The sequence below is a fragment of the Streptomyces sp. TRD_SC_5 genome, from assembly GCF_056836825.1.
The window spans coordinates 183,659-203,524 of sequence record NZ_JBWZZS010000001.1 but is presented as its reverse complement, the minus strand read 5'-3'; the positions used below and the strand labels follow the sequence as shown (position 1 = coordinate 203,524).

Here is a 19,866-nt window from a genome sequence, read left to right as displayed (position 1 = left end):
GATAGCCTGATCAAGAGAACCAGGACACCACGGATCAATGGTGCCGACCGTCCGGCCGGATCAGGACCGGTGAGAGCCCGATCTCGGGGGTGCGTGTGCGCATTGCTCGCAGCAACGACGATCCCCTCGACGCAGGCAAAGCGGCCGGGCTGCTGGTGGACGCCGCCGGGACGGTTCTCGGCTGCACTCCGGCGGCCGAGGCTCTCCTGAACCGGCGGGCCGAGGAACTGTGCGGCCGGCGGATCAAGGAACTGCTGGCCGACCCCGCCCTGTGGCCGCAGGTCATGGCACAGCGCGACGGGCCGGTGTGGGAAGGCCGGGCGGTGGTGCGCGAGGGGGGCGGAGAGGAAGCGGACGTCATGTTCCGTGTCCTTCCGCTGGACCGCGGACAGCCGGACCGGCGCTCGTCCCGCTTCTTCGTTCTGGGAGCGCCTGCGGCCCTGATGGTGCGGTGGCGCCAGGACCACGCCTTCATGCAGGAGATGTTCCTCCAGGACCGCGTCGGTTTCGCGATGTTCGACCGAGAGCTGCGACTGGTGCGGACGAACACTCAGATCCTTCCGTACACCGGCCTGCCCGCCGACTTGGGCGGTCTGCGGCTCACGGAGTTCCTCTGGGCCGATGACGCTCGCCTGATCGAAGAGCAGCTGCGGAAGGTGCTCACGACCGGGACACCCCTGGTGGCGATGGACGCCCTCGTACGCACCCGGGTCGACCCGGGGACGGGCCGGATCATGGCGTTGTCCGCGTTTCGCCTCCAGGAGCCGGACGGTCGCGTCATGGGCGTGACCGCCCTGTTCACCGACGTCACGGAACAGCGTGGCGCCCGCGAGCGCCTCGACCTGCTGCACCGCGCCACCGCGGTGCTGGGCAACTCCCTGTCGGTGGCGGAAACCACGCAGGATCTGGCGGATGTACTGGTCCCGGTTCTCGGCGACCTGGCCGCCGTCGACATCGCGGAGGCGGTGTTCGCGCACGAGGAGCCCGGCCCCGGCCACCAGCGGCATCACGCCCTGCGGCGGGCGGCCGTGGCGGGCGGAGCGGACGCCGGGCTGCTGTCGGTCGGCGGCTCCATGCTGATGGACGCCGGCGACGACGCCCCACGGGGCCGCGTGTGGCCGCGACTCGCCGAGCAGGGGCCGGGCGACGACGATGTGCCCGGCCCCCTGCCCGGTCCGGGCGTCCGCTCCGGCATGAGCGCGCTGCTGCGAGCCAGAGGCAGGCTCCTGGGACGCGTCACGGTATGGCGCACCGACGACCGCGCGCCCTTCGGCGCCGACGACCTGGCCCTGCTGGAGGAGATCGCCTCCCGCGCGGCCCTGGTCGTCGACAACGCGCGCCGGTACGCACGCGAGCGGCACGCCTCCGTGAGTCTGCAGCGCAGCCTGCTCCCGCCGACGACGACCGAGACGGCCGCCGTGCAGAGCGCCAGCGTCTACTGCCCCACGGACACGGCCGGCGGGGTGAGCGGGGACTGGTTCGACGTCATCCCCCTGTCGTCCGCGCGGGTCGCCCTTGTGGTCGGAGACGTGGTCGGCCACGGCCTGCAGGCCACAGCGATGATGGGACGGCTGCGCACCGCCGTGCGCACGCTGGCCGATCTCGATCTCGAACCCGACGAGCTGCTCACTCACCTCGACGACCTCGTCTCCCAACTGACGGTCGAGAACAGCAGCTTCGAGAACGGCACCCAGACTTCCGAACCGCAGAGCGCGTACGACTCCTTCGGCGCCACATGTCTGTACGTGACGTACGACCCGGTGTCACGACAGTGCGCCATGGCCAGCGCCGGGCACCCCCCGCCCGCCCTGCTGGCTCCGGACGGGACCGTCCGCTACGTCGACGTCAGCCCCGGCCCGCCCCTGGGAGTCGGCGGACTGCCCTTCGAGCCCGTGGAGATGGAGGTCGAACCGGGCAGCGTGCTGGCGCTCTACACCGACGGCCTGGTCGAGCGGCCCCGGGCCGACCTGGACGAAGGTATGGCGGCGCTCAGACACCGGCTGATGGCCGCGGACGCCCTCGGCCGTCCGCTGCGGGAGCTCGGCCGGGAGGTGGTGGCCGATCTGGCCCCGAGCCCGCTGTCGGACGATGTGACGCTGCTGCTCGCCCGCACCCGTGTGGTCTCCCCGGACGACAGCGTGACGTGGGTCCTGGAGCCGGACCCCGCGGTGGTCGCGGACGCCCGTGCGCTGGTGGTGGGGCAGCTGTCCCGCTGGGGACTGGACGAACTCGCCTTCACCACCGAGCTCGTGGCGAGCGAGCTGGTCACCAACGCCATCCGCTACGCGGGCGGCCCCGTCGAACTCAAGCTCATCCGTACGTCGACACTCATCTGCGAGGTGTCGGACCCCAGCAGTACGCAGCCCCGGATGCGACGCGCACGCGCCACCGAGGAAGGCGGCCGAGGCCTCTTCCTGATCGCGCAGCTCACGGAGCGGTGGGGCAGTCGGTACACCCGCCACGGCAAGACCATCTGGACGGAACAACCGCTGCCGGGCTCGCCATGAGGAGGAATGTCAGAAATGCGGTGTGGTGCGTTCTTGATCGGGTACCCACATGCGCGAGCCGGGAACAGGACACCACCACGCGAAAGGAACCAGCGGATGACTGACGACGCGGCACGGGGCGACGACGTCTACCAGCCCGAGAACTCCGACGGACAGAACAGGCCCACCGACGACCTCGACCTGGAGAACGCGGTGGGGGAGCGCAACCTGGACGACATGCTGGACGAGGGGTACTCCCCGCCCGAGCGGGCCCTGGGAGCGACGAAATACGGCACCACCGGCGAGGAGCAGCGCGAGGGGGAGTCCCTCGACCAGCGGCTGGCGCAGGAAATGCCCGACGTGCGGCCGCCGGAGGGCGACGCGGTCGGCGACCTGCCCGGGGGCGAGGGTGAACCCCTGGACGAGCAGGCCGCCGATAGCCGTGCGGGCCGCATCGCCCCGGTGCCGGAGGAGGCGCCGCGGCGCAACATCGGCGTACTGGGACGGGATGTCGGGATCGACGGCGGCGCGGCCTCGGCAGAGGAAGCCGCGATGCACGTCGCACCTGCGGATGGCGAATCAGCGGACCAGGACGAGGCGCCGTAGCGAGCGCGCCGTGGTGACCGGGGGGCCCGGGATCAGGCGTGCGATCGCGACCGGCCCCCTGCCACCAGGCGGTAGAGCACCAGGAGGATGAGCGAACCGACGATGGCGGCGATCCACGTCGACAGGTCGAAGAAGCCGTCGATGGAGTCGACGCCGAAGATCACCTTGCCGAGCCAGCCGCCCAGCAGCCCGCCCGCGACTCCGATGAGGATGGTGACGATGATGCCTCCCGGGTCCTTGCCCGGCAGCAGCGCCTTGGCGATGAGGCCGGCGAGAAGTCCGATGAGGATCCAAGCAATGATGCCCATGGGGCACCTCCAGGTGTCGCTCGATGGTTTTCTCGTAGCGCGTAGGCTCGCAGCGGGTTTTCAAACCTGCGGATGGCCGAGCGGATGGCCGGCGGAGGCGCCGGGGCGCGCTAGCGGATCTCTTCGGGCTTGACGACCAGCCACCGCTTGTCGGCAGTCACGGGCCCACCGAGCTCCTTCTGCCGCGCGGCATTGGACCGCCGCATGTCCTGGATCTGCTTGAGGTACTTGTCCTTGCGGTTGACCCAGAGCCTCGTACCCGCGTTCTTCGGATCGGTGCTGTGGAAGAGCATGGGTCCGTCGCTCACCGGTGTGTCACCCGCCACCAGAATGGGCTTACGCCACTCGTCGATGTAGGTCCTGATCGCGGCGGGCTTGCCTTCGAACCACGTCAGCGGCGCCCACAGCGTCGGGGTCAGTTCGCGGTCGCTCAGCTCGGCGGGGTCGTAGTCGCCGGCTGCTACCTCCTTGCGGGCGGTGGTGACGTCGCCGGTCTCGCGGTCCTTCAGGAGCATCGACACGCCGATGACGTTCTGCGGCTTGACGTGGTAACCGTACTTGGGGTCGGCGAGCACCATGCGGACCAGTTCCTCGCTGGCCGCGCTGACGACGTAGACCTCGATGCCGTGGGCGCGCAGGGTCTTGTACAGCTCCTGCATCCCCGTCAGGAACTCGGGCGCCTCGACCTCGGTCGTCGTGAGTCTCCCGTCCTCGTAGTACTCGGCGGGTATGGGCTTTCCGTATGCCAGCAGGTCGTCGACGTACCCCTTGAGCTCCTTCAGGGTGAATCCGGAGAAGATCTGGGCGACCCACGGGTAGCAGACCTGGTCGTCGATCTCGCACAGCCTGTTGTAGTAGCTGTACAGGCTCTCCTTGTGGCCCGCGGTGTCCTTGAAGGGAATCGTCTTCAGCGACGGGTCCATCGACTTGCGGGTGATCACGCCCCGCATCTCGAGGAAGGGCAGGAGGGACTCCTCGAGGTCGTTGCGGTAGGTGGTGTTGTCCGCGTCGAACACGGCGTACGCGCCCTTGTCCGCGTTCTTGGAGATGACCCGGCCCAGTTCGGCGGCCACCGGCGCGGGCCAGTGCCGCAGTTCGGCCGCGGCCCTGCCGGACGCGTCCGCCGCCTTGGCCTCGGGGCGCGAGCCGAGGCCGGCCCCTGCCACCAGAGCGCCCGTCAGTACGCCCACGGTCCCGAGGACCGCCAGCCTGCCCTTTGTGCGCTTCGTCATTCTGTCTGTCCCCTGAAATCGATCTTCACAGCGACCCGCGATCGTAGCCCGCCGCGCCCCGGACGCCCGTTAGGGAAGTCACCCGGCCACAAGGCGTGACCGGGGCGGATTTGGGTACGTCGGCGCGGCGATGGGGCCGTCAGCGTGCTGCCGCGTTCGGTGCCGCCACACTCTCAACGAGCCCTCACCGACTGACGTGTGGCGTCGGAGAAAGCGCTACGCCGAGTGAAATCGAGCGCCTTGCTCGACAGTGAGTTGAGCCTTGGTGTCGAATTGCCACACACGCGTGGTTCTGCAGGAGCAAGAAACGTGAGTAGCATCCGCCCCCAACAGTGGTGCGAGGAAAGTGAGCTGTCATGCCAGAAGGAAATCCCACGCTGCAGTCCCAATACGCCGACCAGGTCGACGCAGATCTGGAGCGCAACACCAAAGAACAAGAACGTGTCAGGTCCGAAGTGGCCTCCCTCCAGAGTCAGCTCGAGGCACTGGAGAAGGATTACGAGCTGCTCGTGAGCATGCGGGCGGCCCTGGGCACCGCGCCCGCGAAGAAGGGCAGGACACCCAAGGCGGCCAAGACCGCCACGGTTCCCAAGGCACGCCGTGCGAAGCCGGCACCCGACAACGACAAGCGCTCCGGGAAGACGGCACAACCGAACACCGGAGCAAAGGCGAACAAGTCCGCGCCGCCGTCGAACAAGACCGCGCCGCCCTTGCGTGAACTCGTCGTCGCCGTACTGGCCAAGCACGACGAACCACGGTCGGCGGCCGAAGTCACCCAGGAACTGAGCGAGGCACATCCGGAACGCACGCTGAGCGTGACAGTGGTGCGCAACGCCCTCGAGGCGTCAGTCGCCAAGAACCAGAGCGAACGCACCAAGCAGCAGAAGTCCGTCTACTACAGGGTCGTCAAGAACGACGAAGCGACGGCACAATCAGCCGCCGCGCCCGCCACAACGGGCGCGTAACGAGAAGCCGACGACGCCCCGTCAGCACACCGCTCAGCGCTCCGCACGCGTGCGGACCGGTCTCCCGCAGGACCGCGGCGTACGCGTACGCCGCCCCGCCCCCTGCACTGGTCACGGCTCGGCGGCTGCACCGCGGCGAAGCCCCGGTACGCCGCCGACTTGCTGCGCCCGGGTGGCGGGACCGTCGTCGGTCGGCTCAGCCATGTCACCAACCGCTCCTGTCCGAACGCTCGCTGAACATGCCGCCCACACAGTGCGTACTACCGGCTACCCGCGCCCGACCCAGGTGCGGCGATACGTCTCTGTGTCAACGAGCAGGAGCGGACATGACCGATCGTGTTGAAGCAATGATGCAAGGGCTGCCGGGCGGCGGCGCCGAGCTCTCCGTGGTGCTGAGCCTGCGCTGGGACGACGTGGCCGCGCTCGGCCGGGAGGCGAGCCGGCTGGCCGAGCAGCGCGGGGCGCCCGTAACGCTCGACGAGGCCGCGAGCCATCGGTTGCGTACGTGGTCGTCGGTCGCGAACGCACCCGACGAGCGCAAGAGCGCGCCGCCCCCGTCAGGCCCGGCGACCGCTGCCATCACCGGAAACCCCGCCGCCGACCGGGCCCGCCCGCACGTCGGCCACCTCAGCGAGACGGCTCCGGTCGCGTCCATCCCGCCGCACTCCGCCCAGCAGATGCAGGCACCCGTGGGAGCGGGCAGCACCCCGCACCGATGAACTCCGTGCGTGTGACGGGCGGTTGCCCACGGGCGGTGTCCCGCACCACCAGAGCCGGACGCGGACGCGGACCGTGGCCGTCCCCAGGCAGGGCGGCCACCGGAAAGGAAACGAACGATCGTGAGAGCCCAGCGCACCACAACTCGCCTCGTCGCACTTGTGGCCCTGCCCGCCGCCCTCGCTCTGGCGGCAGTCACCTCTTCCCCGGCCGCCGCCGAAGGAACCGCGCGCCAGATCAACCTGGCCCCGCTGAACGGCTCCGGCGCAAACGGCACGGCGATGCTCAGTCTGGACGGCACACGCCTGACCGTAAAGATCGAGTCGCGGGGGCTCGTACCCGGGCAGCCGCACGCACAGCACATTCACGGTTCCGCCGACGGACGTGGCTTCCGCTGCCCGGACGCGAGCGCGGACAAGGACGGCGACGGGATCGTCACCACCAGCGAAGGGCTGCCCCTCCACGGTGAGATCAACATCTCGCTCACCACCGAGGGCGACACCTCCGCCGGCAGCGGCGTCGCCGTGGACCGCATGCCGGTCGCGGACGGGCAGGGAAGGCTGTCCTACGAGCGTACGATCACCGTCTCCCAGGACGTGGCCGACCACGTCAAGGACCTGTACGTCGTACAGCACGGCATCGACCCGAACGGGAACAAGCAGTACGACTTCGGCCTGGGTACGAGCGACCTGGACCCCAAGCTTCCGCAGGAAGCCACCGCCCCGGCCGTCTGCGGCCCGGCGGAGGGCGCGGCGGTGGGGTCCGTCCCCGCGGGGGGAGTCGAGACCGGGAGCGGCCCCCGTCCGGGCAACGAGGTCGCCGGCGTGCTGATCACCGCGGGCGGGGTCGCCTTCCTCGCGGTGGCGGGCGCCCTCGCCCTGGGCCGCAGGCGGCCCGCCACCACCGCCACCGCCACGAAACCGGCCGACGGAAGTGCCGCGTGATCACCCTCGGCGCGTACGGGACGGGGACCGCGCCGCAGACGGCTCCCGCGAACCGGCAACCGGTTCGGGGCGGCGAGGCTCAGGCACAGGACCAGAACACCACGGACATGCCGAAGGCGCTTCCCCGGCGTATTGCCATCCCGTTCCTCAACGTGCCGTCGACTCCCGACGAGTTGGGCCACCGGGCGTCCTGAGACCCGTGACCGCACCACCCGGTCGACCACGCGCGCGGCAGAGGCCGGCGTCCGTCTTGGACGCCGGCCCCTTCGTGCCGCATGCCGGCGGTCGGCCAGGCCCCTACCGGGCGCCGGGCCCCGTGCCGCCCGCTCCCGAAAGTGTCGCTGCCATGTACGACGACCACACCCGCAGCGGCAGGAAGTCGCCACGCTCCGCCCCGGATCCGTCGGCGTCGCCCACTCCGCCCTCCCCGCCCACTCCGCCCACTCCGAACATCGGGAGCAGGCCGCCCTCGCCCGGTTTGTCCCGGAAGACGGTCACGGCGGTCGACAATTCCTCGGTGTAGCCGACGAACCAGGCGGCGGGCAACCGGTCGTCGTCGCCGGTGCGGCCCGCCGCGACCGGAGCCAGCTCGCGCAGGGTGTCCGGCGCCAGCGCGTCCACGGCCACGTCCCGCATCGCCCGGGAGACCTCACGGGCGACCTCTGTGTCCAGTACCTGCCTGCCGGCCGGCCGCTCCAGCCCCTCCAGCCGGGTGCCCCGGTAGGTGACCGCGGTGACGGAGTACGGGTCCGTCCGCCGGCCGTCCTCGGCGAAGGTGGCGTACGCGTCGGCCATGCGTATGGCGCTCGGCGTGGAGGTGCCGACGGAGAAGCGCCGTTCCAGGGGGGCCATGCTCTGCGGCAACAGGCCCGTACTGACCGCGAGATCGCGCACCTTCACCAGTCCGACGTCCTCACCGAGGCGGCTGTAGACGCTGTCGCCGCTCCCCACCAGCGCCTCGCGCAGGGTGGGAAGGCCGGTAGCGAGAGGCAGGACGCCGTCCGCGAACCGGCGGCCGGTGCCGGTGCCCGCCCCCTCAGGCAGCAGCCACGGTGTTCCGGGAGTCAGGACGCCCGTCCCGTCGTAGAAGCTGTCGGAAGTCACCGGCATTTCCCGCGCGGCCGGGCCGGGCGAACGGACTCCGTACTGAAGAGCCGCCGCCAGGACGAACGGCTTGAAGGCCGAACCGACCGGCACGCCCGCCGTGTCGGCATTGTTGGTGAAGTGCTCGGTCGCGTCGGAGCCGCCGTACAGCGCCAGCACCGCGCCGTCGCCCGGGCGCACGGAGGCGGCGCCGAACTGGACGTCCCGGTCGGCGATCCGGCCTTCGGGGTCCAGCCGCTGCGCTGCGACCTCGTCCACGGTCTGCCGCAGCTGCTCCACCTTCGCCTTGTCGAAGGTGGTGCGAATCCGGTAACCGCCGCGGCCCAGTTCCTCGGCGGTCAGCCCCGTACGCTTCTCGATGTACTTGTTCGCCACATCCACCAGGTAACCGGTCTGCCCGGACAGGCTGGTGGACACGGACTGCCGGCGCGGCTCGGGGAAGACGGTGTACTTGGCCCGCTCCTGCGGCGACATGTGACCGAGCTCCACCTGCCGGTCCAGGACGTACCGCCACCGCGCCTCGGCCCGGCGGTGGTTCGCCTCGCTCAGGGAGGGGTCGTACTGCTCCGCTCCCTTGAGCAGCGCGGCCAGCAGCGCGCTGCGGCCGGGATCGAGCTCCTTGGCGTCCATGCCGTAGTAGGCCACGGCGGCGGCCTGCACACCGTAGGCGTTGCGGCCGAACCAGCTGGTGTTGAGATACCCCTGAAGGATCTCCTGCTTGGACAGGGACCTGGACAGCTTGACCGCGAGGCACAGTTCGCGCAGCTTGCGGTCCACCGTCTGCTCCGGCGTCAAGTACGTGTTCTTCACGTACTGCTGCGTGATGGTCGAACCGCCCTGGACCTCCCCGCCGCGTGCCATGTTCACCACGGCCCGGCCCACGCCGCCGACGGAGAATCCCGGGTCGCTGTAGAAGTCGGCGTTCTCCGCCGCGATCACGGCGTTCTGCAGGGACGGCGGGATGTCGGACAGGGGGACGTTCTGCCGGTTGACCGCCCCGACACTGACCATCTGCGTGCCGTCGGCCCAGTAGTAGACGTTGGCCTCGGCTCGCGCGGCGGCGTTCACGTCCGCGATGTGCACGGTGGAGTAGACATAGCCGAACAGCGCTGCGACCGTACCGCAGCAAAGCAGCGAGAGGCCGAGCAGCTGGCGCCACGACGGCATCAGCCGCAACGGTCCGCGGCGGCCCTGACGCGGGTAGTCGATGCGGAACCTGCGCCCGTTGCCGAGGGGCGGGCGCGGCGGCAGCCACGTCGCTCGCGTTCCCATTCGACGCATCACAGATGTTCGCCCCTTTTCTGTACGATCACGGTCACCCCGCCCGCCCCCTACTACGCGGTGCGGCGGTCGCCCGTTCAAGCCGCCCGTTCAAGCCGCCTCACGCGCTTCCCGAGCCAGCCAGGACGCGACCGCTTCCGCGATCGGCTGGCCGGTCTCCAGCTCCACGAAGCCGAACTGGCCGCCCTGGTTGCACTCCAGAAACCACCAGACGTCCTCGGTGTCCTCGGCGAAGTCGAAAGCCGCGTACGCGAGGCCTGCCAGCTCCGTGTACTCGTGCACGGCTTGGGCGATGCGGTCCGGTACGCCGGCGGGCTCCCACGCGTTGCCGGTGCCGCCGTAGCGTCCGTCGACCTGCCCGGACGCGGAGACCTTCCGGGCGGCGAACATCCGGCCACCGACGCTCGTCAGCCGGATGTCGGCCCGCTTGGGTACGTACCGCTGAAGCAGCGTGGGGCCGGCCTCGACACCGGCGAAGTCCGTGCCGGGCTCGACGAGCGCGGTGGGCAGGGCGATCGCGGGCTCACTGCGGGGCGGCCCCGAGAGGGACTTCACCACGACCTTCCCGTACTGCGCCGCGAACTGCTCGGCCACGCGTGGGAAGGTCGTGACGACGGTGGGCGGCACGGCGAAGCCGCTCTGGTGCGCGAAGCGCAACTGCCAGGGCTTGAGCCGCGCCTGCTCCGCCTGGCGGGGATGGTTCATCCAGCGTGCGGTGGTGGAGTACAGCACGCCGTACAGGGCCTGTCTGGTCTCGGCGGTGAGCCACTGCGACGGCTCCGGAACGTGTGCGGCGGGCTCGCCGGGCCGTCGCACCCATATGGAGCGCAGAGCCTTGGAGCTGACCACGCGCCCGTCCGCGGACAGGTAGCAGTGGAAGTCACCACGGACGTACTCGGCCGACATGCCGGCTTCACCGGGGAGATCCGCGGGGTCCAGACGCACCAGCGGTACGCCCCGCTCGTGCAGCTTGGCCACCACCATGTCGGTCGTGACGTCCTGAGGGCACGTCAGGATCAGTACGGTCATCGGCGTCGCCAGGCCGGTCAGTCGTCGAAGTGCGTCTGGGAGCCGGCCGTGGACGTGGTGGTGCTGGTGGCCAGGAGCAGCGCCTGATCGCTGATGGCGGGCCGCCCGTCGGGCAGTAGGTTGAGCTGGAGGGCGCTGCTGTAATCGTAGGGAACCGGGATGTCCGGCCCTTCACTCTGCTGGGCGTAGTTCAATACGAACGGTCGCACGGGTTCCTCGTTTCTGATCAACCAGCGATGTACATATGTCAGTACGTGCCGGTCATGCAGGGAGTTCATTACCGTCCGCTAAGACGGTCCGCCGAGGGTGACCCGTTCCATGCGGCCGGGTCCGACAAAGCCCGGGAACCTGACCTGGCTTCCGGCGGGTCCGTAGAGGGGGCGGCCACCGACACGTGGACTACGGAGCCGTACGGCGTCGTACGGCGCGCCCGGGCCGGCGGAGCGTGAGGAAGCCGTCGGAGCCGGGCTCCGGCTCCAGTACCGTGCCGAAAGCCTGTCCCGCCCTGGTCAGGGCCTCGCACAACCAGCCGGCATCCGCCGCCGAGGCGTGGTGCAGCGTCATCCGCCGGGCCTGCGTCGGGGCGATCCGCAGGCCGGTCAGTTCGCCCGTACTCGCGTCGAGCGACGGGAAGTACAGCAGGCGCAGGTCGTCCCTATACCGCTCGTACCCCGTGATGCCCTCGTAGTCGTCGATCAGGTCTCCGCAGCCGTACAGGATGAGCTTGTTCCGGTAGATCTCGACCGGGCGCGGATGGTGCGAGGAGTGGCCGTGCACGACGTCCACGCCGCCGTCGACGAGCCGCCGTGCGAAGGTGACCTGGGCCGGCGGCACCGCGTACCCCCAGTTCGAACCCCAGTGGATCGAGAGGACCGTCAGATCACCGTCCCGGCGCACCGCCCGCAGCCGCCGTACAAGGGCGTCCGCGCTGCGGGCCGACAGGTCGGGTACGAAATCGACGCCCGGCCGGTCCCCGGTCGCCGCCCAGCGCGACGGGATGCCGCTGGACGCAGTCCCGCACGACAGCACGAGCACTCGCCCGCCGCCCTTCGTGGGGACCGCCACCGGCCGCCGCGCCTCGGCCAGGTCGCGTCCGGCGCCGGCGGGCCCGAGCCCGGCGGCCCGCAGGACGTCCAGCGTCTCCTCCAGGCCGCGGCGCCCGAAGTCCAGGACGTGGTTGTTCGCCAGTGCGCACACATCGGGTCGCGCCGCGGTCAGGCACGGAACGTTGTCCGGGTGCATCCGGTAGTTCACGGCCTTGCCGGGGGCGAAATCGTCGCTCGTCGTGACGCTGGTTTCCAGATTGATGATCCGGACGTCGGGCGCCACGGCCTCGATCACACCCAGCGCCGCGCCCCAGGGCCAGGCGTAGTCCACAGGCGCGGGGACCGGGCCGTTGGCCGCCTCGGCCAGCGAGACGTAATCGCGGGCGTCGCGGATGTATCCCTCGCGCAGCACCGGATCACCGGGGTGCGGCAGGATCTGGTCGACGCCCCGGCCCGGCATCACGTCACCGCTCAGCACGAGCGTCACGAGGGCCTGGCCCATGCACCCAATTTTCCCACCGGAGGGCCCGCAGCGTGGACGTCCGAGTGGATCACCGCTGCCGAGCGGTCACCGGCCCTGGAAAGGAGGCTGCTGGGTGTACGGGTTCGGGGGGTACGGCTGCTGGTTCGGCGGAGCCGGGGGGTAGGCCTGGTTCGGAGGCATCGGGTAGGGCGCGGGCTGGTGCGGGTGGGCCCCGTGAACGGGCGCCGCACCGCCGCCATTACGGCTGCGTGCGATCAGAATCACTGCGACGACGATGCCGAGGACTACTATGCACGCGCCCGCACCGATGACGATCAGCATTCCCATGCGCTGTTTTTCCATCCTGAAGTTGCTGGTGACAAAGGAAGCCGGTCCGCTGTGACCGTGCCGGCCGGCGCCCGGGCACAGCGTACGTGATCAGCGCTGTCGCGGTGGATGGAGGCGCAGGCGGTGAACAACGCGCCCGCTGTCTTCTTCAACGCGGTTACGACGCCGGGGGAATCGGCTCGGGTGAAGGAGTCCCAGAGAGCGTTCAGGGTGGCGGCGAGTGCCTCCGTCAGCGGCGAACGGGGAGCGGCCTCGCCGGAGGGGCGAGGGTCGGGTTCGACGCGGCCGCGCAACGAGAAGCCCTCCATGACGGCGAGCATGGCCAGAACGAAGTCGGCGACCGTACGCCGCGACGCCATGCGGCGCCGTTCCCGGTCGAGCAGGCACTGCACCGCGCGGGTGGCGGCCGAGCACGTAAAAGGTGAGGTAGACGTACGTCAGGGCGTTCGCCTTGACGCGCTCGAAGTGGGTGGCGGCGACGGCCGCGAGGATGTCCCCGACCGGCAGGGACGTGTCGGCCGGCCGAAGCAGCTCCGCGACGGCCTCACGGTCCTCCGGGCAGGCGTCCGGGCCGAGCAGATGGAACACCAGATCGGCCTGGTAGGCAGGGGACATCGGCCCGGCCGACCGCCCCAGCTCGGTGGCCTACGGGCCGGCCTACCCGAGCGAGATCGCCGGAATGATCATCGAGCCCGTCATGATGAACATCGGGCTCATCGTCCCGCCCGACGGCTACCACGCCCAGCTCAAGGAGTGGTGCGACCGAGTCTTCGGTGTCACGCCCGCCCTCGTGTGCCTGGCCAAGTCCATGGGCGGTGAGCTGATGGCGTACAGCGCGGACAACACGTACGAACAGGTCGGTACATTCAACGGCACTCCGCTGATGCTCGCCGCCGTCCGCGCCATGCTCACCGAGGTCCTCGACGACCACGCCTACCGCCGCCTCGACGCACTGCGTACCGCGTTGGTCACCGGCGTCGATGCGGCGATGCGCGCACATGGACTGCCGGGTTGCGTGGCCGCGCGGGGCGCCAAGGGTTCAGTACCGAACTGCGACTGCGCGCCGTCCCGCGCTTGCGACCACGAGCAGGCCGACGTACGGCAGGGGCCCGCCGACGCATCGGCAACTCTCAGAAATTGCCGTAGTTGACTTGCCACGTGGGCAGCCCCATGCGTCGCCACAGGGCGACCACGCGGTCACGGTCGTCCAGCGACACCCGCACCGCGTAACGGTGACGTACGTGCCGGTCGAACAACTCGGCCTTCACGACGTCGTCGCGGCGCCCGTCGCCCGCCCCGCGCATCCACAGCTTGTCGTACGGCACCTCGTGCCGCCGGAGCCACGCCTCAGTCTGCGTGCGGTACTCCTCACCGCGCCCGGACAGCAGCACGATGACGTCGTTGTCGGCCCGCCTGAAGGAACGCAGAGCCTGCCGCACCGACACGTTGAGCAGGTCGGTTTCGCATCGCGTGAAGTCGTACGGCCCGCGGTCGCCCGTCAGGGCGAGCGTTCCGTCGATGTCGCACATCACCGCAGCCGGCAGCGCCGGGTCCGGTACGTACGGCTCCACGGGGAGCTGGTCGTTCAGCCACGTGTCGGTGAGCCGCCATCCGCCCCTGGTGGCCCGCGCGTGCTTCTCGGCCAGGATCCGGATGATGTCCTCGCTGACGGCCCGCTCCCGCTCGCCGTCCCGGCGTATGCACTCCTCGACCGGTACACCGGTGAAGTCGTGCACGACGAACGTGGCCAGACCGGCGACCGCGGCCTTCAGACGCTTCGGTATGTGGGGGGTCAGGTGTGTGTTGTCGACGACCACGTCGAAGCCGTCGTCGACGGCCGCTCGCACCGCGGCGTCCTGGATCGCCAGCACCGTCTGCTCATGCGCCCACGACCGGCCCCGCTCGGCGGCGGGGAGGTCGAGCATCGCCCGGAGGTCGTCGAGGTTGACCCGGCGCATCCGGCCCTCGGCGTCCGCCTGCAGCTGACGTGCGGCAGTCGTCTTGCCCGACGCCGGCAACCCGGTCATGACGTGTACTACGGGCACTGGTCAGTTCTCCTCGTCGGTCTTGAACGGGTCGGCCGCCTCGGGCCGCACGGCCCGCCACACGACGAGGTCCGTCGGGCGTCCGTCGAGCCGCAGGAACATGGCGGCCCGGATCTGTGCGTCGGGCAGCTCCCGGACCGCGCGGGCGAACGCGCCCCGGTCGCCGGCCAGATGGGTGACCTTCCGGTACGCCTCGTCGATGGCGTGCTCGCGCGCCGCCGCCTCGCCCTCCAGACGCGCGATCACCCCGCGAACCCAGGCATCGAACTCGTCCGGCACCTGCTCCAGCAGGGCGTCCAGCGGCCGCCCGCCCGCTGCCGTGATGCCCCCGAGTTCGGCGCGTGAGCAACCCAGGCCCTGGGCGAGCCGCTTCGCGGACATGCCCGCGAACCGCTGGATGCCGTGGCTGCGCCAGATGTCCCGCTCCGTGACGCCCGTCAGCACCTTGTGGAGTCGTACGTACTCCGAGAGCTTGGCCTTCGCCCGTACCCCGGAAGCGAAGCGCAGCACGAAGCCCTCGGCGTCCGTTCCGGAGGCGGACCGGCCGCCGGGCATCGTGTTCGACGTGGTCAGCTCGATCAGGTCGGCGATCGGCATGGCGGGCCACATCGTGACCACGGACCCGACACACTGCCACGCGGCCCCGGCCTCGGCCATGGGTATCTCCGCGCCGTCCTTGCCGAACGCGGCGAGGAGCACCAGGTCCCGGCGGTCGCCGTAGTCGACGACGATACGGTTCTGCGGGTACAGGATCTCCGCCAGGTACGTCACCCCGGGCGTCAGGGCCGACGTGTCCTTGCCGTCGAGCCGGCGCTGGGCCCACCGCGCCTGCGCGCTGATGAAGGACCCCTTGGACGCCACCTGCCACCGGCCCGCGTAGTGGAAGACCACCGCGAGGCTGCCGTCGACCTTGTCGTACACCTCGAACGGCTCGTCCGGCAGGGCGGGCGCGTAGGGCTGACCGGCCTCGTGCTCACCGACGTTGAAGAACTTCGGCAGGGGAAGCGCGACGATCTCACCGGTGGAGTCGTCGGCGACCAGCCCGCGGCAACGCGTCGTCACCCTGTTCCAGATCCGCTCGTACTGGCACGTCCGCGTGTACGTGTAGATCGACAGCGGCAGCTCGGGGTGCGGCTTGCGGGTGACGTGCCCGGCGTCGAGCGCGGCCGCCAACTCGGCGGGCGGCAGCAGCTCTTGAAGAGTCAGGTACGCCTGGCTCATGGGGTCCTCCAAGTTTCGGAGGCTTCATTCTCTCGTGCGCCGGACGCCGGCCGACAGCGAATAAAGTGCGGACCGGCACCGAGAGCCGCAGGTCGCAGCGGACTTCGAGTGCTGACCGGGTCGCCCGAACCGAGCCGCCCCCGGTTGCATCGCCGCCCTCGTCACCGTCGTACAGCCGACCGTGCCCAACGCGCCAGAGCCCGAACCGGCCCGAGAGCGGATCCGAACCGGCCCGCCGGCACCGGCCCGCGGTTCCCGCCCCGCGTCCATACGATGACACCTGCCGTAAGGCACGCCGCGCCGACGAGTGCGCCGACCCAGGAGTACGCGACGCCCGAGCCGGGCTCCTCCCGCTGCAGAGCGGCCGCCTGCGCGGCGGAGGCAGGCGCGGTCTGGGGGTCCTGGCGTGCGGCGGGAGGTTTCAGCGATCCGACGGGCTGGACGCGTCCCGAGGCGGCGAAACCCCAGTCGAGGAGGGAGCGGGCCTCCTCGTACACGGCGCGGCCGCCGCCCTTCTGCGGGTTCATCACCGTGACCAGGAGGCGGCGGCCGTCACGGTGGGCGGCGGCGATCAGGGTGTGGCCCGCGCGGGAGGTGTATCCGTTCTTGAGGCCGATGATGCCGGGGTAGCGTTTCACTCCGTCGGTGCCGGTCAGCAGCCGGTTGGTGTTCCGGATCCGGAAGGTCCACGTGGGGCTTCCGTCGCTTCGCGTGCCGCCCGGGAAGCGGGTGTCGACGGTCGCCGCGTACTGGGCGAACTGCGGGTTCGCCAGCCCTGTCCGCCCGAAGACAGCCAGGTCGTACGCCGAGGAGACCTGGCCCGGAGCGTCGTAGCCGTCCGGCGAGACCACGTGCGTGTCCAGTGCGCCGAGGGCGCGGGCCTTGGCCTGCATCTGCGCCGCCGTGGCCTTCCAGCCGCCGTTCAGCTCCGCCAGTACGTGTACCGCGTCATTGCCGGAACTCAGGAAGACACCCCGCCACAGATCCGGGATCCGGTACGTGCCTCCCGGGGTCACCCCCACCACACTGCTGCCCTCACCCACCGCGTCGAGTTCGGTCCTGGTGACCGTGTGCAGCGCGGTGCCGGACAGGCGGGGGAGGGCGGTGAGAGCGAAGAGGGTCTTGATGGTGCTGGCCGGGGGCAGGCGCCGGTGCGCGTTACGGGCGGCGAGCACGTCACCCGTACTGACGTCCGCCACCAGCCACGACAGGGCGGACACGTCTCGCGGGAGGGCGGGCGCCCCCGGCTGGGCGCGCACGTGGGTGCCCGGCCGGTGCAGGAGGGCCTTGCCGACGGATGCGGGGCGCGGCGGCGGCAGCGGATCGTTCTGTGTGACAGCTGTGGCCGGCGGCGGCAGGAGGACCAGCGCAGCGAGAGCGAACGCCGCACCGGAAAGAAGCCCGCGAACACTGGACCTGGTGATCATTGGACCAGCGTAAAAACGGACAGCGTTACGCGCAGGTCTGGTGGGCCGACCGGCGGAACCCGGGCGACGTCACATCCGCGGGGCGTCGGTGTCCGGCTGTTTCGTCGCCACGTAGATGGTGTTGGTCGAAGTTCCCCCTTGCAGAGGATTGGGGAAGTCGACGACGTGGGCTTCCGATTCCGCGAACACTTCCGCGAGTACGGAGCTGAACTCTTCGTCCGGCGGGTCGTTCGACCACAGGGCGAAGACACCGTCGGGCTGGAGACGGCCGGCCAGAGCGCGCAGCCCCGCCGGCTGGTAGAGCGCCGCGTGGCGCGGGTTCAGGACGTGGCGCGGGGAATGGTCGACGTCCAGCAGGATGGCGTGGAACCGACGGCCCGGCAGGCGCGGGTCCAGGCCTCGCAAGTCGCCGACCATCGCGAAGAAATCGCCCTCGACCAGGCGGCAGCGGGAGTCCGACGCCAGGCCGGCCCCCAGCGGGACCAGCCCCCGCTTGTGCCAGTCGATCACTTCTCCGAGCGCGTCGACCACGACCAGCGAACGCACGCGCGGGTCGTCGAGCGCCGCCTGGGCGGTGTATCCGAGCCCGAGGCCGCCCACGGCGACGTCCAGTTCGGCGTGCGGCAGCTTCGCCAGGCCGAGCCGGGTGAGCGCGATCTCGCCGGCCGTGAAAAGGCTGGACATGAGGAACTCGTCACCGAGCTTCACCTCGTACACATCCGCGCCCGACGCCGGATCGCGCCGGCGCCGCAGGCTGATCTCGCCCAGCGGCGTCGGCCGCCAGTCGATCTCCTCGAAACGAGCACTCATTCGTTCACCTTTCCTCAGCCGAAGCCGAAGCCGAGCCCGGGACGCCGTCTGCCGCGTCCCGGGCAACCACCGTGCTCATCTCTCAGGCGTCGATGATGACCGGGATGATGAGGGGCTTGCGGCGGTGAGTGCGAAACGCCCAGGACGCCACGGCGCGAGCGATGAGCTGTTCGAGCTGGTGTGCGTCTCCGACGCCTTCCTCGGCCGCGGTGGCGAGCACCTTTTCGATCACGGGGATGACCGGCTCGAAGGTGGTGTCGTCGTGGACGAAGCCCCGGGCGAGGAAGTCGGGCCTCTCGGCGAGTGCTCCCGTATCGGCGTCGACGATAGCCACCACGGTCACGACGCCTTCCTCCGCCAGAGTGAGGCGGTCCTTGAGCGACGCCTCGGTCGCGCCACCGACCGTCATGCCGTCCACGTAGACGTAACCGGCAGGCACCTTGCCCGTGATGGAGGCGCGCCCGTCGACCAGGTCCACGACGACGCCGTCCTCGGCGATGACCACGCGGTCGGGGTCGACCCCGGTGCGGATGGCCAGGTCGCCGTTGGCCCGCAGATGGCGCCACTCGCCGTGTACGGGCATGACGTGCCGGGGCTTGACGATGTTGTAGCAGTAGACAAGTTCACCGGCGCTGGCGTGCCCGGAGACGTGCACCTTGGCGTTGCCCTTGTGTACGACGTGGGCGCCCCACCGGGTCAGTCCGTTGATCACCCGGTAGATGGCGTTCTCGTTGCCCGGGATCAGGGAGCTGGCGAGCAGGACGGTGTCGCCCTTCCCGATCCGGATCACGTGATCGCGGTTGGCCATCCGGGACAGCGCGGCCATCGGCTCGCCCTGAGAACCGGTACACACCAGAGCGATCTTGTGGTCCGGCAGCTTCTCCAGTTCCCGCAGGCTCACGATCAGGCCGGACGGAACCTTCAGATAGCCCAGCTCGCGGGCGATGCCCATGTTGCGGACCATCGACCTGCCGACGAAGGCGACCTTGCGGCCGTGCTGGTGAGCCGCGTCCAGAACCTGCTGGATGCGGTGCACGTGGCTGGCGAAGCTGGAGACGATGACCCGCCGCGGGGCGGTACGCATGACCTGCTCGATCGCGGGGTTCAGATCGCGCTCGGACGTGGTGAAGCCGGGAACCTCGGCGTTGGTCGAGTCGGTGAGGAACAGATCCACACCCTCCTCGCCGAGCCGGGCGAAAGCACGCAGATCGGTGATCCGGTCGTCCAGCGGGAACTGGTCCATCTTGAAGTCACCGGTGTGCAGCACCATCCCGGCACGGGTGCGGATCGCGACCGCGAGGCTGTCCGGGATGGAGTGGTTGACCGCCACGAACTCGCAGTCGAACGGACCGAAGCCCCGCCGGTCGCCCTCGCGCACCCGCACGGTGCGCGGCCTGATGCCGTGCTCCTTGAGTTTGGCTTCGAGGAAGGCGAGCGTCAGTTTCGAGCCGACGACAGGAATGTCGGACCGTTCGCGGAGCAGGTACGGGACGCCGCCGATGTGGTCTTCGTGGCCGTGGGTCAGCACCACCGCCACGACATCGTCCAAGCGGTCCCGGATCGATGTGAAGTCGGGAAGGATCACGTCGACCCCGGGCTGGGTCTCCTCGGGGAACAACACGCCGCAGTCGACGATGAGCAATTTGCCGGCGTGCTCAAAGACGGTCATGTTGCGGCCGATCTCCCCCAGGCCGCCGAGGGCGACGACCCTCAGCCCTCCGTCGGGCAGGGGAGGGGCGGCTTTAAGTTCGGGATGCGGATGGCTCATAGCTTGTGACGTTACCGGAGGTGCTGCCGCAGATCATTTACCGGGCATGCCCGCCGACGCCGCGGA

At 70.1% G+C, this 19,866-nt stretch carries 19 protein-coding genes; 7 read left to right on the top strand and 12 right to left on the bottom strand.

Annotated elements, in window-relative coordinates; genetic code table 11:
• Window positions 1–89 precede the first annotated feature (89 nt).
• Together AC1P0E_RS01020 and AC1P0E_RS01015 are read left to right on the top strand one after the other, a co-directional pair.
• Window positions 90–2,507 (top strand): SpoIIE family protein phosphatase, encoded by a 2,418-nt coding sequence (locus AC1P0E_RS01020; protein ID WP_482740231.1) that lies wholly within the window; start codon window positions 90–92, stop codon window positions 2,505–2,507.
• 96 nt (window positions 2,508–2,603) lie between these two features.
• Complete coding sequence (locus AC1P0E_RS01015; protein WP_482740230.1) at window positions 2,604–3,092, top strand: DUF5709 domain-containing protein; 489 nt, start codon at window positions 2,604–2,606, stop codon at window positions 3,090–3,092.
• A gap of 32 nt (window positions 3,093–3,124) precedes the next feature.
• Here AC1P0E_RS01015 and AC1P0E_RS01010 read toward each other — a convergent pair whose 3' ends face one another.
• On the bottom strand, window positions 3,125–3,400 hold the full coding sequence (locus AC1P0E_RS01010; protein ID WP_482740229.1) for a GlsB/YeaQ/YmgE family stress response membrane protein: 276 nt from the start codon (window positions 3,398–3,400) through the stop codon (window positions 3,125–3,127).
• Between the two features lie 110 nt (window positions 3,401–3,510).
• Window positions 3,511–4,632 (bottom strand): HAD family hydrolase, encoded by a 1,122-nt coding sequence (locus tag AC1P0E_RS01005; RefSeq protein ID WP_482740228.1) that lies wholly within the window; start codon window positions 4,630–4,632, stop codon window positions 3,511–3,513.
• Between the two features lie 356 nt (window positions 4,633–4,988).
• On the opposite strand from AC1P0E_RS01005, the gene AC1P0E_RS01000 reads away from it, so the two are divergent.
• From AC1P0E_RS01000 to AC1P0E_RS00985, 4 genes are all read left to right on the top strand, one after another.
• Window positions 4,989–5,597 carry a hypothetical protein gene (locus AC1P0E_RS01000; RefSeq protein WP_482740227.1) on the top strand — a complete coding sequence of 203 codons (609 nt, stop codon included), beginning with the start codon at window positions 4,989–4,991 and terminating at the stop codon, window positions 5,595–5,597.
• A gap of 326 nt (window positions 5,598–5,923) precedes the next feature.
• Window positions 5,924–6,316, top strand: coding sequence for a hypothetical protein (locus tag AC1P0E_RS00995; RefSeq protein WP_482740226.1), 393 nt, complete (start codon window positions 5,924–5,926; stop codon window positions 6,314–6,316).
• Window positions 6,317–6,436: 120 nt separating this feature from the next.
• Window positions 6,437–7,258 carry a hypothetical protein gene (locus AC1P0E_RS00990; RefSeq protein WP_482740225.1) on the top strand — a complete coding sequence of 274 codons (822 nt, stop codon included), beginning with the start codon at window positions 6,437–6,439 and terminating at the stop codon, window positions 7,256–7,258.
• Window positions 7,255–7,452 (top strand): hypothetical protein, encoded by a 198-nt coding sequence (locus AC1P0E_RS00985; protein WP_482740224.1) that lies wholly within the window; start codon window positions 7,255–7,257, stop codon window positions 7,450–7,452. The genes AC1P0E_RS00990 and AC1P0E_RS00985 overlap by 4 nt, the downstream gene beginning before the upstream one ends.
• 103 nt (window positions 7,453–7,555) lie before the next feature.
• Here the strand turns inward: AC1P0E_RS00985 and AC1P0E_RS00980 are convergent, their stop codons facing one another.
• From AC1P0E_RS00980 to AC1P0E_RS00960, 5 genes are all read right to left on the bottom strand, one after another.
• Window positions 7,556–9,634: a transglycosylase domain-containing protein gene (locus AC1P0E_RS00980; RefSeq protein ID WP_482740223.1), complete on the bottom strand. Its 2,079-nt coding sequence runs from the start codon at window positions 9,632–9,634 to the stop codon at window positions 7,556–7,558.
• Between the two features lie 99 nt (window positions 9,635–9,733).
• A complete protein-coding gene (gene tgmB / locus AC1P0E_RS00975) occupies window positions 9,734–10,672 on the bottom strand; it encodes an ATP-grasp ribosomal peptide maturase (RefSeq protein ID WP_482740222.1) in 939 nt (312 codons plus the stop codon).
• A 17-nt stretch (window positions 10,673–10,689) separates the two neighbouring features.
• Window positions 10,690–10,881: a putative ATP-grasp-modified RiPP gene (gene tgmA, locus AC1P0E_RS00970; protein ID WP_482740221.1), complete on the bottom strand. Its 192-nt coding sequence runs from the start codon at window positions 10,879–10,881 to the stop codon at window positions 10,690–10,692.
• Between the two features lie 190 nt (window positions 10,882–11,071).
• Window positions 11,072–12,220 (bottom strand): CapA family protein, encoded by a 1,149-nt coding sequence (locus tag AC1P0E_RS00965; RefSeq protein WP_482740220.1) that lies wholly within the window; start codon window positions 12,218–12,220, stop codon window positions 11,072–11,074.
• A gap of 296 nt (window positions 12,221–12,516) precedes the next feature.
• The gene (locus AC1P0E_RS00960; RefSeq protein ID WP_482740219.1) at window positions 12,517–12,888 is read right to left on the bottom strand and encodes a hypothetical protein; all 372 of its coding nucleotides are present in this window, start codon (window positions 12,886–12,888) and stop codon (window positions 12,517–12,519) included.
• Between the two features lie 281 nt (window positions 12,889–13,169).
• Here AC1P0E_RS00960 and AC1P0E_RS00955 point away from each other — a divergent pair, with 281 nt between their 5' ends.
• On the top strand, window positions 13,170–13,679 hold the full coding sequence (locus AC1P0E_RS00955) for a hypothetical protein (protein WP_482740218.1): 510 nt from the start codon (window positions 13,170–13,172) through the stop codon (window positions 13,677–13,679).
• Here the strand turns inward: AC1P0E_RS00955 and AC1P0E_RS00950 are convergent.
• The 5 genes from AC1P0E_RS00950 to AC1P0E_RS00930 all read right to left on the bottom strand — a co-directional run bounded on the left by AC1P0E_RS00950 (window position 13,660) and on the right by AC1P0E_RS00930 (window position 19,800).
• Complete coding sequence (locus tag AC1P0E_RS00950) at window positions 13,660–14,574, bottom strand: phosphatase domain-containing protein (protein WP_482740217.1); 915 nt, start codon at window positions 14,572–14,574, stop codon at window positions 13,660–13,662. The genes AC1P0E_RS00955 and AC1P0E_RS00950 overlap by 20 nt on opposite strands.
• A gap of 3 nt (window positions 14,575–14,577) precedes the next feature.
• A complete protein-coding gene (locus AC1P0E_RS00945) occupies window positions 14,578–15,795 on the bottom strand; it encodes a T4 RnlA family RNA ligase (protein WP_482740216.1) in 1,218 nt (405 codons plus the stop codon).
• A gap of 161 nt (window positions 15,796–15,956) precedes the next feature.
• Complete coding sequence (locus AC1P0E_RS00940; RefSeq protein ID WP_482740215.1) at window positions 15,957–17,222, bottom strand: D-alanyl-D-alanine carboxypeptidase family protein; 1,266 nt, start codon at window positions 17,220–17,222, stop codon at window positions 15,957–15,959.
• A 69-nt stretch (window positions 17,223–17,291) separates the two neighbouring features.
• Window positions 17,292–18,032, bottom strand: coding sequence for a polyamine aminopropyltransferase (locus AC1P0E_RS00935; protein ID WP_482740214.1), 741 nt, complete (start codon window positions 18,030–18,032; stop codon window positions 17,292–17,294).
• Between the two features lie 82 nt (window positions 18,033–18,114).
• Window positions 18,115–19,800, bottom strand: coding sequence for a ribonuclease J (locus tag AC1P0E_RS00930; RefSeq protein WP_482740213.1), 1,686 nt, complete (start codon window positions 19,798–19,800; stop codon window positions 18,115–18,117).
• Window positions 19,801–19,866: the final 66 nt, after the last annotated feature.